The organism is Aeromonas sp. EU05-FHT14A05 (assembly GCF_058791175.1).
In genome coordinates this window covers 241158-255013 of the sequence record NZ_JBYTDH010000005.1, presented here as the reverse complement: position 1 = coordinate 255013, position 13856 = coordinate 241158, and the positions used below count along the sequence as shown (strand labels likewise).

Annotated in this window: 11 protein-coding genes; 8 read left to right on the top strand and 3 right to left on the bottom strand. The window is 65.2% G+C overall.

The features are described from left to right. The first annotated feature begins 23 nt into the window (after positions 1 to 23). The 7 genes from nrfE (at position 24) to AC3WR3_RS09935 (ending at position 7126) form a co-directional block, all read left to right on the top strand. Positions 24 to 1973, top strand: a complete 1950-nt coding sequence (gene nrfE / locus AC3WR3_RS09965) for a heme lyase NrfEFG subunit NrfE (RefSeq protein ID WP_492291769.1) — start codon at positions 24 to 26, stop codon at positions 1971 to 1973. Beyond that, on the top strand, positions 1970 to 2533 hold the full coding sequence (locus AC3WR3_RS09960) for a DsbE family thiol:disulfide interchange protein (RefSeq protein WP_492291768.1): 564 nt from the start codon (positions 1970 to 1972) through the stop codon (positions 2531 to 2533). The genes nrfE and AC3WR3_RS09960 overlap by 4 nt, the downstream gene beginning before the upstream one ends. Next, entirely contained in the window at positions 2530 to 3711 is a 1182-nt protein-coding gene (gene nrfF / locus AC3WR3_RS09955) for a heme lyase NrfEFG subunit NrfF (protein WP_492291767.1), read from the top strand. The genes AC3WR3_RS09960 and nrfF overlap by 4 nt, the downstream gene beginning before the upstream one ends. 115 nt (positions 3712 to 3826) lie before the next feature. Next, positions 3827 to 4279 carry an NUDIX hydrolase gene (locus tag AC3WR3_RS09950; RefSeq protein WP_492291766.1) on the top strand — a complete coding sequence of 151 codons (453 nt, stop codon included), beginning with the start codon at positions 3827 to 3829 and terminating at the stop codon, positions 4277 to 4279. Between the two features lie 353 nt (positions 4280 to 4632). After that, on the top strand, positions 4633 to 5553 hold the full coding sequence (gene pbpG, locus AC3WR3_RS09945) for a D-alanyl-D-alanine endopeptidase (RefSeq protein WP_247625982.1): 921 nt from the start codon (positions 4633 to 4635) through the stop codon (positions 5551 to 5553). A 43-nt stretch (positions 5554 to 5596) separates the two neighbouring features. Beyond that, entirely contained in the window at positions 5597 to 5791 is a 195-nt protein-coding gene (locus AC3WR3_RS09940) for a hypothetical protein (RefSeq protein WP_429107695.1), read from the top strand. Between the two features lie 81 nt (positions 5792 to 5872). Continuing rightward, positions 5873 to 7126 (top strand): D-amino acid dehydrogenase, encoded by a 1254-nt coding sequence (locus tag AC3WR3_RS09935; RefSeq protein ID WP_427230192.1) that lies wholly within the window; start codon positions 5873 to 5875, stop codon positions 7124 to 7126. 54 nt (positions 7127 to 7180) lie between these two features. Here the strand turns inward: AC3WR3_RS09935 and AC3WR3_RS09930 are convergent, their stop codons facing one another. Further along, positions 7181 to 7879, bottom strand: a complete 699-nt coding sequence (locus AC3WR3_RS09930) for a TetR/AcrR family transcriptional regulator (protein WP_492291765.1) — start codon at positions 7877 to 7879, stop codon at positions 7181 to 7183. A 183-nt stretch (positions 7880 to 8062) separates the two neighbouring features. Here AC3WR3_RS09930 and AC3WR3_RS09925 point away from each other — a divergent pair, with 183 nt between their 5' ends. Next, positions 8063 to 9991, top strand: coding sequence for an amidohydrolase (locus tag AC3WR3_RS09925; protein ID WP_492291764.1), 1929 nt, complete (start codon positions 8063 to 8065; stop codon positions 9989 to 9991). A 43-nt stretch (positions 9992 to 10034) separates the two neighbouring features. Here the strand turns inward: AC3WR3_RS09925 and AC3WR3_RS09920 are convergent, their stop codons facing one another. After that, on the bottom strand, positions 10035 to 11156 hold the full coding sequence (locus AC3WR3_RS09920) for an HPP family protein (RefSeq protein ID WP_492291763.1): 1122 nt from the start codon (positions 11154 to 11156) through the stop codon (positions 10035 to 10037). 350 nt (positions 11157 to 11506) lie between these two features. Beyond that, complete coding sequence (metE, locus tag AC3WR3_RS09915; protein WP_202045888.1) at positions 11507 to 13771, bottom strand: 5-methyltetrahydropteroyltriglutamate--homocysteine S-methyltransferase; 2265 nt, start codon at positions 13769 to 13771, stop codon at positions 11507 to 11509. Positions 13772 to 13856: the final 85 nt, after the last annotated feature.

Sequence of the window (13856 nt, the reverse complement as noted above, 5' to 3'; positions counted from 1 at the left end):
TCAAAGATTGAACCGGAGGTTGTGTGCTGGCGGAGCTCGGCTATCTCTCACTGTTGCTGGCGACCGGGCTCGCCCTGCTGCAAGGGCTGCTGCCCTGGCTGGGGCTACGGCTCGCCTCCCCGGCCCTGCTGCGCTGCGCCACGCCGCTGGCGCTGAGCAATGCCATCCTGCTGTTGGCTGCCCTGCTGCTGCTCGCCAGCTGTTTTGGCCTTGATGACTTCACTCTGGTCTATGTGGCCCAACACGCCAACAGCGCCCTCCCGCTGGGCTTCAAGCTGGCGGCGGTGTGGGGCGGCCACGAGGGCTCCATGCTGTTCTTCGTCTTTGCGCTGGGGCTGTGGGGCGCCCTGGTGGCCCTTTGCTCCAAGCGGGTCGATCCGCTGATCCGTACCCGGGTATTGGCCATCATGGGGCTGATCGTCGGGCTGTTCGGCCTCTATACCCTGATCTTCTCCAGCCCGTTTGACCGCCAGTTCCCTGGGCCGCTGGAGGGGCGCGATCTCAACCCCATGCTGCAGGATATCGGCCTCATCATCCACCCGCCCCTGCTCTATCTCGGCTATGTCGGCTTTGCGGTCAACTTCGCCTTCGCCATGGCGGCGCTGCACTCGGGCCGGCTCGATGGTGCCGTCGCCCACTGGAGCCGCCCCTGGGCGCTCGGCTCCTGGGTGTTTCTCACCGCCGGTATAGTGCTGGGCTCCTGGTGGGCCTACTACGAGCTCGGCTGGGGTGGCTGGTGGTTCTGGGATCCGGTAGAAAACGCCTCCCTCTTACCCTGGCTGCTCGGCACAGCCCTGCTGCACGCCCTGATTGTCTGCGAGAAACGCGGCGCTTACGGCCACGCCGTGTTGCTGCTCTCCATTTTTACCTTCTCCTTGAGCCTGCTCGGCACCTTTGTGGTGCGCTCCGGGGTGCTCACCTCGGTGCACGCCTTTGCAGTCGACCCCAGCCGCGGCCTCACCCTGCTGTTGCTGCTCGGCTTGCTGCTCACCTGTGCCCTCACCCTGTTTGCCCTGCGGGCGGACATTCGCGCCCCCTATGCCCGCTTTGGCTTGCTGTCAAAAGAGGGGCTGCTCGGCGCCGCCATCCTGCTGCTCTGTGTGGCCTGCGCCTGCGTGTTGCTCGGCACCTTCTACCCCATGGTGTTCCAGTCGCTCCATCTGGGGTCGCTCTCGGTGGGAGCCCCCTACTTCAACGCTGTTTTCGTGCCGCTAGCGCTCTGTCTGATGGGGCTGATGACCCAGATCCCACGCCTTCGCTGGCAGCGCCTTGCCAGGGTCTCCCCCCTCGGGACGCTGCTGCCGCCCCTGCTCGGCCTGCTGGGGGGCGGCCTGCTCAGCCTCGGCTATCGCGATCAGGGATCCATGGGCTGGAGCGGCATCCTCGCCAATATGGCGAGCCTCTGCCTAATCGCGAGCCTACTGCTCAATTTCTCATTCAAGACTCGCGACCTGAGCGCCAGCCGGCTGGGGAGCCTGCTGACCCACCTCGGGGTGGCGGTCTGCGCCCTCGGCATCGCTCAGGTGAGTCACCACAGCCAGGAGGGGGGTACTGTGCTCTCTGCTGAGCGCCCCTATCGCCTCGGCGCCTTCGAGTTTCGCTATGAGGGGAGCGAGCCGATCATCGGCCCCAACTACACCGCCGAGCGCATCACGCTTAGCGTGCATAAGAACGGTAAAGAGGTGGCGCGGCTGACGCCGGAGCGGCGTCACTACAGCGTGCGCACCATGAACATGAACGAGCCCGGCATCGCCTGGGGGCTCTTTGGGGATCTCTACGTTGTGCTCGGCGAGAAGATGGGGCCGGAGGCCTATGCCATGCGGCTGCACCATAAACCGCTGGTGCGCTGGATCTGGCTCGGTGGCCTGCTGATGATGGCGGGCGGCGCCCTGCGTTTGCTGGGGCGCAAGCCGTTGCTGGCATCCCGTCCAGCCAGGATCCCGCAGTCCCTTCGCCAACAGGAGGCACCATGAGCCCGCGCCTGCGTCTCTTCCTCCCCCTGATAGTCACCCTGGGCCTCGGCGCCCTGCTCTGGCTCGGCCTTGGCAACAATCCCTACAGCCAGGATGAGGCCGTCGCTGGGCGTACCCTGCCCCCCTGGCAGAGCGACAACCTGCTGGATGGGGGCCTTATCCATACCGCCAACCTCAAGGGGGAGCCCTTTGTGCTCAACGTCTGGGCCAGCTGGTGCCCGAGCTGCCGCGCCGAGCACCCGCTGCTCAGTGAGCTGGCAAGCGCCGTGCCCCTCTACGGCCTCAACTACCGGGACAAGGGGGATGCGGCCCGAGCCTGGCTCGCACAGGCGGGCAACCCTTATCGCGCCGTGCTGGCCGACCCCGACGGCAAGCTGGCAATGGAGCTCGGCGTCTACGGCACGCCGGAGACCTATCTCTTTGCCGCCGACGGCACCCTGCTCAGCCGCCACACGGGGGAGCTCACCAAGGAGGTCTGGCAGCGCCAGTTTGCGCCCCTGCTTGCCGAGGCTCGCAGCAAAACCCCTAGCCTGGAGCAAGTACGGGAGAGCAAACCATGAGCCGTCTCGGCCACGCCCTGATCGCACCGCTCTTGCTGGCATTGAGCCTCGGGGCCCTGGCCAGCGGAGTCGATACCTATCAGTTCCAGCACCCCGAGTTGCAAGCCCGGGCCCAGGATCTCGCCCGCGCCCTGCGCTGCCCCCAGTGCCAGAACCAGAACCTGGTGGAGTCCAACTCCCCCATAGCCCGGGATCTGCGCCTCGAGGTCTACCGCTGGGTGGACGAAGGGCAGAGCGATGAGCAGGTGATCGCCCGCATGACGGAGCGCTTCGGCGATTTCGTGCGCTACGATCCCCCCTTCAAGGGCAGCACGGTACTGCTGTGGGGAGGACCCCTGCTGCTGCTGGGGCTGGCGCTGAGACTCCTTCGTCGCCGCCTGCAGGCCAGAGGGGAGCAGGCCACTCCGTCCGATGACAGGGTCAATCTGCGTGAGAGAGATCCCCGCAGCGCATTGAATCGCCTCATCATGGCAAGGGAGCAGGCAGGCCTCCCTCCCCATGATCCCCTCTATCGGGAGCTGGCCGCCGCCCACCTTGCCCATGCCACGCCTGTCGCCGAGCTGGCCCTGCGCGAGCGGCTGACCCGGGCCCCCGGCCGCAGCGGGCGGCACGCGCGCGCCCTGCTGCTGCTTGGGATAGTGGCGCTAGGCGTTGTGGCCGGCATTTATGCCGCCAGCGGCCGCTACCAGGCCTGGCGGGCCTATCAGTCACGCCCCGATCCCCTGGCGGGGTTGAGCCCGCGGGATCTGCAGGACAAGGCGCTCGGCGCCCTGCACCAGCAGTTGCAACGCAACCCCGAAGATCTAGAGACCTGGGCCGAGCTCGGCCAGTTGTATCTCTATCGGGACGAGTACGACAACGCCCTGCTCGCCTACCAGCGTCTGGCCCTGCTGGAGGGGGGCGCCAGCGCGGCGACCCAGGCCGCGCAGGCAACCGTGCTCTACTACCAGGCCGGTCAGCGGCTCACCCCCGATGCCGAACGCCTGCTGGCTAGCGCCCTCAAGCAGGACAAGGGGGAAGTGAGCGCCCTGATGCTGCTCGCCTCCGATCACTTCCTGCATGGTCGCTACTCCCAGGCGATAGCCCTGTGGCAGCAGCTGCTCGACAGCGAGCGCCCCCGCATCAACCGGGCCGCGCTGATTGAGGCCATCCAGACGGCAAGAATAATGGGGGGCTGACCGCCCTTGTCACGTTTGGCCCGCACAGGCGCCGCTGACGGGGAAATCACTTGCCGACCTCCCGTAGACAGCCGAACAATAGGCGCCTATTGAACCTATTTCTGGAGCCTCTCCCATGATCCCCATTCGTTGCAAGGCCGTCTCCGGCGTTGCCCTTTCCACTGTCGATGGCGAAACAAAACTGCTGGTGATGAAACGGGTCAAAGGGGGCTTCTGGTGCCATGTGGCGGGCACGGTCGAGGCGGGTGAAACCGGCTGGCAGACCATAGTTCGCGAGTTTGGCGAGGAGACGGGTATCACGGTTTGCGAGTTATACACAGTCCATTATCTGGAACAATTTTACGAAAGTGCTTCAAATACGGTGGAGGTAGTGCCGGTATTTGTGGTCTATTGCCCGCCCAATCAAGCGGTTACTCTCAACGACGAGCACACCGAGTATCGCTGGTGTTCGCTCACCGAGGCCAAGGCGCTGGTGAGCTTTCCCGGGCAGCAGGCGCTCTATGACCATGTCTGGCACCATTTTGTGACGCGCCGCCCCTCGCCGCTGATGAGGGTGGCACTGCGCTGATCCGGGTCGGCTGACAGCTCCCTCGCAGCCCCTGCCGGCGCCCCTCTTCACCGCCACAAAGGGGATTAATGGTGCGTTCGACCCGATGCCGTCCCGGAAGGCGCAAAAAGAGTAGCAATGATGGGCCAGAAAGGGCATATAGTGCGCCCCATGACGGGCTGAACCCGGCCAATGTGCGCCCCAGGTATGGCTCATTATGAATCCCGTGAGAGGGCGCCATAGCCATGAATTCGGCTATTTCAAGGTGAGCCATCCCATAAAATGGAAATATCGGGCCGTCAGACGTTGTGAAGCGTCAATTACCGTCATATAACTTAGCCAAATGTCCCTGTCAGTCGTAGTAGAGCCAAACCATGAACCTTCGTCCTTTTCTTCCCCTGCTGCTCGGCGCCTTCCTCCTTCCCGCCAGCATGGAAAGCGCCCATGCCAACCCGTTTTCTGCGACCTCCTCCTCCACCAACAGCCTGATAGCACCACGCACCAATCTCGCCCTGGGATCCGATGCCTTCGTGGTTGCCAATCCCAGAACCGGGGAGATCCTGGCTGAACGCAACGCCAACCGGGTGATGGCGATCGCCTCCATCACCAAGCTGATGACGGCGCTGGTGGTGCTGGATGGCAACCAGCGCCTCAACGAGATGCTCACCGTCACCATGGACGATGTGGACAGGATCAAGGGCACCGGCTCCCGCCTGGCCATAGGCTCCCGCCTCAGTCGCGCCGACATGCTGCACATCGCCCTGATGTCGTCGGAAAACCGGGCCGCCTCGGCCCTGGCCAGACACTACCCCGGCGGCCGCCGCGCCTTTATCGAGGCGATGAACGCCAAGGCCCGCATGCTCGGCATGTGGAGCACCCATTTCGCCGACAGTACCGGGCTCAACCCCCGCAATGTCTCCAGCGCCCACGATCTCGCCAAGCTGGTGGCCAGCGCCTCCAGCTACCCGCTGATCCGTCAGTACTCCACCACAGAGCACAGACTGGTGCGCAACGGCAAACGCCAGATGCAGTACCACAACTCCAACCGCCTGGTGCGGGAAGGGAGCTGGCCCATCATGGTCTCCAAGACCGGCTACATCCGCGAGGCGGGTCGCTGCCTGGTGATGGACACCCGGGTCAACAATGAGCCCGTGGTCATGGTGCTGCTTCACGCCAACACCACGGATGAGCGGGTGGCCGACGCCAAGAAGATCAGAACCTGGCTGGAAACCTCGGGCCGCATGACCCTGACCGCCCAGTCCACCCCGCGCCCCAAGCTCTTCTCGGCGCAATAAGCGGATCTCCCCGGACCGCAGGCCGCTCGCCTGCGGTTTTTTTGTGGCCGACCTCCTGGCTCCTGCCCCTCCCCTGACCCTTGCGCCGATGGCAAGGATCGCCCCTTCCATTTCCAGCAGCAAACATCAGCAAGGCATGAAAAACGATGATGAAACACTGGCGATAAATGTTAACGCAGTGATAAATCACATTTTCAAGCAAGCGGATTTGCTGATCCCGCTGCCGATGATAACGTGATGCCCAGCCCGCAACCCCGGTCGGCTGGACCCGGGTTGCCGAAGGATTCAATCTGGTATGTTCAATGGCAAGGATGACGTGATGAAGATAGTCGTATTGGGGGGTGGGGTGATAGGGGTGGCCAGCGCCTGGTATCTGGCCAAGGCGGGCCATCAGGTGACCCTGCTGGAGCGACGCGGCGGGGTGGCACTGGAGACCAGCCATGCCAATGCGGGTCAGATCTCCCCCGGCTATGCCTCCCCCTGGGCGGCCCCGGGCATCCCGCTCAAGGCGGCCAAATGGCTGCTGCAAAAGCACGCCCCCTTCACGGTACGCCCCACCTCGGATCCCTTCCAGCTGCGCTGGATGCTGAAGATGTTCGCCAACTGCACCCCGGCGGCCTATGCCACCAACAAGGGGCGCATGGTGCGTCTGGCCGAATACAGCCGGGACTGCATGAAGTTGCTGCGCGACGAGCTGGCACTGGATTACGAAGGCCGCCAGCTTGGCACCCTGCAGCTGTTTCGAAGCACGGCCCAGTGTGAGGCCAGCAAGCGGGATATCGAGGTGCTGGAAGAGTACGGCGTGCCCTATGAGGCGCTGGATGCCAGCGGCTGTGAAGAGGTAGAGCCCGCCCTGGCCCGGGTACGCGGCAAGATAGTGGGGGGCCTGCGCCTGCCGGGGGACGAGACGGGGGACTGCTTCCGCTTCACCCAAGCCCTGGCGGCGGAGGCGGCGCGCCTCGGGGTGGAGTTCGTCTTCGACTGCCCCATCGACGAGGTAGAACTCGCCCAGGGACGCGCCGTGGCGGTCCGTGCCGGTGAGCGGCGCTGGCAGGCCGATGCCATCGTCTGCGCCCTGGGCAGCTATGGCACCGGCTTCCTGCGCCCACTCGGGATAGAGCTCCCCGTCTACCCGGTCAAGGGCTACTCCCTCACCCTGCCGATGACGGACGCCGCCGGGGCGCCGCGCAGCACTGTGCTCGACGAAACCTACAAGGTGGCCATCACCCGCTTCGACGAGCGGATCCGGGTCGGCGGCATGGCCGAGCTCAGCGGCTTCAATCTGGCGCTCAACCCCAGACGCCACGACACCCTGGCCATGGTGGTGAGGGATCTCTTCCCCGAGGGGGGCGATCTCCCCCGGGCCGAGTTCTGGACCGGGCTGCGCCCCATGACCCCGGACGGCACACCCCTGGTGGGCCCCAGCCCCATCCCCGGGCTCTGGCTCAACACCGGTCACGGCACCCTGGGCTGGACCATGGCGGCAGGCTCGGGTCGCTTGCTGGCCGATCTCATCTCGGGCAACGCTCCCGCCATCAGCGACGAGGGGCTAACCCTGGCCCGCTACGGCTAGCCCCCAGGGCGCAATGCCAGATGCAACAGAGGGAGTGCCTGGCACCCCCTCTCTTTATTCGTCCCCCTTCGCAGGAACCGGGCCACCCGGCGCCAGCCCCGGCATCGACTGCCAGACCCGGGCGGGATCCGGCTCTTCGATGGCCGCCATCATCAGCTGCTCGCTCCAGCGTCTGTGCAGCAGCCACAGCTGCGCCCCCGCCTCCCCCTGCCCCTTGGTGCACTGCTTGGCCACGTCCGCGGTCCGGTAGAAATAGCGCACCAGGGTGGTGAGCTCGGGCTCGGGCCAGCGGCAGCCAAAGTGGCGCAGCCGCTCGGACCAGAAGGTGACCTGTCGCCCCTCGTGCTCCTGCTCGACCCCGTGCAGGGCGGGAATGAGATCCATCGCCTGCCACAGCGCCCCGTACCCGACGAAGCGCTCATCCAGCGCCTCCAGCGCCTCGTCCAGCATCAGCAGGGTCTGCGGCCAGCTGTCGGCCTGCTCGCGGATGATCTCCTGCGCCTCGCACACCGCCGAAAGCCAGGCCAGGGCCAGCCGGCAGATGATGGCCTCCTTGTTGGGAAACAGGTGGTAGAGCGACTTGATGCCCACCCCGGCGCGGGCGGCGATGGCATTGGTGTTGAGGGCCGCAAACCCCTGCTCCTGCAACAGGACCAGGGTGGCCTGCTCGATCCGGCTCGCCACCTCCTGGCTGCGCAGCTGTCTGGGTTGGCGCCGCATGCAAAGTTCAGCCGGCAGCACGTGTTGTGACATTCTCTTCCCCCGATGCGGTATCCGCCCCCAGGGGGCGACTGGTTCTCATAACTACATGATGAGACAAGGTAAACACAAGTCAAAAAAAGTGCAGCAATCACTGGCATTTTTCAGAATAGCTGCGATAACCATAAGTGCTCATATCTGCAGTAAAAACTGCAATTAACCCAAGGAGAGCGCGCTATGGATAGCAAACACCCCCGTCTCAGGCTGGGCGCCATCGCCCTGCTGGTGAGCGGCCTGCTCGGCTGCCAGCAAGACAGCAGTGAACCGCCCCCCGGCAACACCCTCTATCTCAACGGCAAGATCCACACCCAGGATGGGCAACGCAGCCAGGCCGAGGCCATGGTGGTGCAAGGGGGCAAGTTCACCTACGTGGGCTCCCGCGCAGGGGCCGAGGCCTTGCAAAACAGTGCGACCCAGGTGGTGGATCTGCAAGGGAAGATGGTGCTGCCTGGCCTGCACGACAACCACATCCACCTGCTCGGCACCGTGGCGCTCGACATGTGCGATCTGGACGGCCAGAGCGTCAACCTGGATCAGCTCGCGGCCAAGATCGGCGAGTGCCTGCCCCGCTACGCCCCGGCTCCCGGGGAGTGGCTGGTGGTCAACCAGTGGTCGCCCTATGACGGCAACACCCCCACTGCCACCCATGCCACCCTGCTGGCGGCCCTGGATGCGGCGGCGCCGAACAACCCCGTGATGCTGGCCGGGGTCGACGGCCATGCGGGCGGCTACAACTCCCAGGCGCTGGCGCAGGCACAGGACGAGGACGGCAATGTGGTCGGCTTCAATGCCACCACCCTGGCACCGGGCGGCGTGTTCGAGGCCTTCATCCCCTATGTGGATCTCGCAACCGGCGTGGTCCGGGACGCGGCCCGCAGCGCCATTGCGGTCCCCGACACCGGGGTGCTGAGCGCGGAGGGGGAACAGGCACAGGCGCAGTATGACAAGATACTCCCCGCCATCTCGACGCTGATGGCCTCCCGCGGCATCACTGGGGTGCAGGATGCCTGCGCCAACGACTTCATCCGGGGGCGGCTGCTCAAGATGCAGGACCAGGATCTGCTGCACATGCGCGTCACCGCCGCCACCTGCTTCAACCAGGATGACTACAGCGGCAAGCTGGACATCGACGGGCACCTGGCCAAGGCGAACCAGGTGCGCGACGCCTTCGCCGGCAACCCCCTCATCAAGGCCGATGCGGTCAAGATCTTCCTCGACGGCGTGCTGGAGGGGGATCCCTTCACCAGTCCCCCCTTCCTGCCCAATGCCGGCATGCTGGGGAACTACCATCATCCCCATCTGGCCCTGGATCCCGACAGCGGCGAGGTGAGCATCACTGCAGACAGCGAGGATGCGGGCAGCAACGGCATAGTCAACTACAAGGAGGTGGATCTGGCGCGTTACGTCACGGCGCTGGATGGGGCCGGATTTGGCATCCACATGCACAGCATCGGCGATCGCAGCACCCGGGTGGCCCTCGATGCCCTGGAGGCGGCCCGCGCCAGCAACGGGAACAGCGGCATCCCCCACACCCTGGCCCACCTGCAGGTGGTGCACCCGGACGATCAGAAACGCCTCGGCGAGCTTGGCCTCTACCTCACCTTCACCTATGCCTGGACCACGCCCCAGCTTGCCTACGACATGCTGGTCAGCCCCTTCATCCAGCCAACCAGGGTGGGACAGTCCCTGAGCGAGGCCATCTACGACCCCATGGGCTATCTCCATGACGCCCTCTACCCGGTCGAGAGTTCGCGCCAGGCCGGCGCCGTGCTGGTGGCGGGCAGCGACGCCCCGGTGGACAGCCGGGATCCGCGCCCGTTCGAAAACATGGCCGCCGGCATAGTGAAGGCGGCCGGCAGCGGCGACTTCAGGGCCAGTCAGCGCACTTCCCTGGCCGAGATGCTGGCCGCCTACACCATCAACGGCGCCAGGGCGGTGCGTCAGGGCGACATCACCGGCTCCATCGAGGCGGGCAAGTCGGCGGACTTCATCGTGCTGGACCGGGACCTGTTCGCCCTGGTCAAGGCCGGCACGCCGGAGCAGATTGCCCAGACCCGGGTCGAGCAGACGGTCTTCATGGGGGAGACCGTCTACCGCAACCCCTGAACGACACGGGCCCCGCGAGGGGCCCGCTTCTTATGGCTCACTCTTATGGCTCACAGACGGGCGACTCCTCCGCCTGCCCGGGTTGCATGGCCAGGGTGAAGAGGGCCGCCACCATGTCGGACTGGGTGATGATGCCCACCAGCCGCTCCCCTTCCACCACCGGCATGTGGTGCAGGCCCCCGTCGGAGAAGGCTTCCACCAGATCGTAGAGGGGCTGGTAGCGCCGCGCCGTCTGCACCTCCCGGGTCATCAGATCCGCCACCCGCAATTGCTCGAGCGCCTCCCGCCCCCTGGGCTGGCGGCTCTCCCTGTCGATCATCAGATCATGCAGGGTGATGATGCCCGCCAATAGGCCCCCCTCGTCCGCCACCGGAAGCGCCTTGATCTGATGGCGAGAGAGCAGCTCCCAGGCCGTCATGGCGGACGCCTCTGGGGAGGTCACCACCAGATCCCGCGACATCACCTCCTGGCAGCGCACCGTGCCCACTCGCCCCCGCAGGGCGTGCAACTGGGCCTCCTGCAGCAGCTCCTGCAGATCCTGGCGGCTGATGTCGAGCAGCTCCCCGTGCTTGTCCAGGGCAAAGTCGATGTCCTGGGTGGCGAGCCGCGCGCTCGGCTGGGGATCCGCCGTCTGGTGACGATTGGGCGCCACCTTGCCGCCATTGGGATAACGGCGCCCCAAGGCGCGGTTGTAGAGCAGCCCCAGGCTCAGCAACAGCAGGGAGTTGAGCAGCACCGGCAGCAGCACATAGCCGACCCCCAGCGCCCGGATCCCCTCGCCGCCGATGACGGCGGTCAGGGCCACGGCGCCGCCGGGCGGGTGCAGGCTGCGGGTGAGGAACATGACGGCGATGGCCAGCATCACCGCCAGCGCCGAGGCAAGAGCCATGTCCGGCACCAGGCTGGCACTCAGTACCCCCATCAGGGCCGAGACTCCGTTGCCCACCAGGATGGACCAGGGCTGGGCCAGGGGGCTCGCCGGGGCGGCAAACAGCAGCACGGCGGAGGCCCCCATGGGGGCGATCAGCCAGTGCACCTCGAGCCCCAGCCCCCACTGGCAGAGCAGGGCGGTGCCCAGCAAACCGACGAAGGCGCCGAGGGCGCCGTAACAACTCTCTTTGAGGCTGGTATTGGTCGATACCGGCAAAAAATCCCTGAACTGCATCCTGCTCCCGAAGACGATAACATTTATTTCAAATGCGCAATTCTAGCCAGTTCCCCCGTCCAGTACCAACACGAGTGTCATCGCGGCCTCCGGATCCCGGGGGCGGCTCACCTCAATCCGGTGATCGGGGATCGCAATGCCATCCCCCTCGACCTGAGCAGGCTGGCCGAGGCGTCGACGCGGGATTGGCAGCGGGCGCAAAACCCGGCACCCTGCCCGCCAACCTGCCCTCCCCTGCGGCTCTGAGGGGCTTAAGATCATCATGCAAAAAAAGAGGGAAGGCTTTCGCCTTCCCTCTCTCGTTATCTCAGTGCTCTTGCCTTGTCTACCGAGCTAGCTGGATGGGCTGCTCAGGCCAGTTCGGCCCGCAGCGCCTTGGTGGCATCGACCATCACCTTGAGGGCAGCCTCGGTCTCTTCCCAGCCGCGGGTCTTGAGGCCGCAGTCCGGGTTGACCCAGAGCCTGTCGGCCGGGATCTGCTTGGCCGCCTTGCGGATGAGGTCCTCAATCCAGCCCTGGCTCGGCACATTCGGGGAGTGGATATCGTAGACCCCAGGGCCGATCTCGTTGGGGTAGTTGAAGCGCTCGAACGCTTCGAGCAGCTGCATCTGACTGCGGCTCGTCTCTATGGTGATGACATCCGCGTCCAGCGCCGCCACCGCCTCTATGATGAGGTTGAAGTCGCTGTAGCACATGTGGGTGTGGATCTGGGTGCTGTCCACCACAGGGCAGGCGCTCAGACGGAAGGCGCGCACCGCCCAGTCCAGATAAGCCTGGTGATCCTGCTTGCGCAGGGGCAGCCCTTCGCGGATCGCCGGTTCGTCGATCTGGATGATCTTGATGCCGGCGGCTTCCAAGTCAGCCACCTCGTCGCGAATGGCGAGACCAATCTGCAGGGCGGACTGCTCGCGGCTCACGTCTTCCCGGGGGAAGGACCAGCAGAGTATGGTCACGGGCCCGGTCAGCATCCCCTTCACCGGCTTGTCGGTCAGGCTCTGGGCAAACTTCGTCCATTCGAGCGTCATGGGGGTGGGTCTGTCGATGTCACGGGTGATCACCGGCGGCTTGACGCAGCGGGAGCCATAGCTCTGCACCCAGCCAAAGCGGGTGATGGCAAAGCCGTCCAGCAGTTCCCCGAAATACTCCACCATGTCGTTGCGCTCGGCCTCGCCGTGTACCAGCACGTCCAGCCCTATGGCTTCCTGGCGCTCAATTGCATCCTTGATCTGGGCCTGGATGCCCGCCTCGTAGGCGCTATCGTCGATGCGACCAGCCCGCCACTCCTGGCGCAGCAACCGGATGTCGGAGGTCTGCGGGAAGGAGCCTATGGTGGTGGTGGGCAGGAGCGGCAGCTTGAGATCCGAGCGCTGCGCCTGCGCCCGTACCGGGTAGGTGCTCTGGCGGTCGAAGTCGCTGTTGGTGAGGCTGGCGAGCCGTGACTGCACCGCTTTCTTGTGGACCCGGCTGTCGGACTCCCGATCGACGATGGGCTGGCTGTAGGCCTCGATTTTGTCGAGCTCGCCCCCGTCGAGATAGTCCGCCAGCAGCCCCAGCTCGTAGCACTTTTGCAGGGCGAAGGCGAACCAGCTGCGGGTCTGAGGATCCAGCTCGTGCTCCAGGGTCAAGTCCACCGGGCTGTGCAGCAATGAGCAGGAGGAGGCCACCCAGAGGCGCTCGCCAATCTTCTCTTTCAATACCTTGAGGGTCGGCGCCAGCTTGCCCAGGTTGGCACGCCAGACGTTGCGGCCGTTGATGACCCCAGCAGAGAGGACCCACTGAGCCGGTAAATGCGGCACCAGCGTCTCCAGCTGCTCGGGGGCGGCCACCAGATCCAGGTGCAGGCCATCCACCTTGAGGCTGGTGATGATGTCGCGCTGATGGGCGACTGAGCCGAAATAGGTGGTGAGCAGCAGCTTGCAGGGGCCTGCCAGGCGCTCATAGGCATTGAGATAGGCCAGACGCCACTCGTCCGGCAAGTCCAGCGCCAGGGCAGGCTCGTCTATCTGTACCCACTCCACCCCTTGTGCTGCCAGCTTCGCCAGGATCTCCTGATAGACGATCAGCAGGCGATCGAGCAGTTCCAGACGAGAGAAGCCGCTCTCTTTCTCCTTGCCGAGCCAGAGGTAGGAGACAGGGCCCAGCAGCACCGCCTTGACCGGCAGCCCCAGCGCCTTGGCCTCTTCGACTTCGTCAAACAGTTGGCTCCAGCCCAGCTTGAAGCGCTGGTCGCGGCTGAACTCGGGCACCAGATAGTGATAGTTGGTGTTGAACCACTTGGTCATCTCGGCGGCGGCGGCAGCCGGGCCGGTCGGTGCACGGCCACGGGCGACCCGGAACAGGGTGTCGAGATCGGTGTCGCCGTGGCGGTGACGGGCAGGCACGGCGTCCACCAGCAGGCTGGTGCCGAGCACCTGATCGTACCAGGCGAAGTCGCCCACCGGCAGCAGGTTGACCCCGGCGGTGCGTTGCGCCTGCCAGTGGCGCTCACGCAGGCTCTTGCCCACGGCGACCAGCTCGGCCTGGGTGGTCTCGCCACGCCAGTAGGATTCCAGGGCAAATTTCAACTCGCGCTTGGCGCCGATGCGGGGGAAGCCCAGGGTGTGTGCTCGTGTCATAGGTCCAATTCCTTATGCTCATTCATCTGATGGGAAACTGGATGATTTAGCCATCCAGATGTTTACACATCTAGAGTGACGAGAT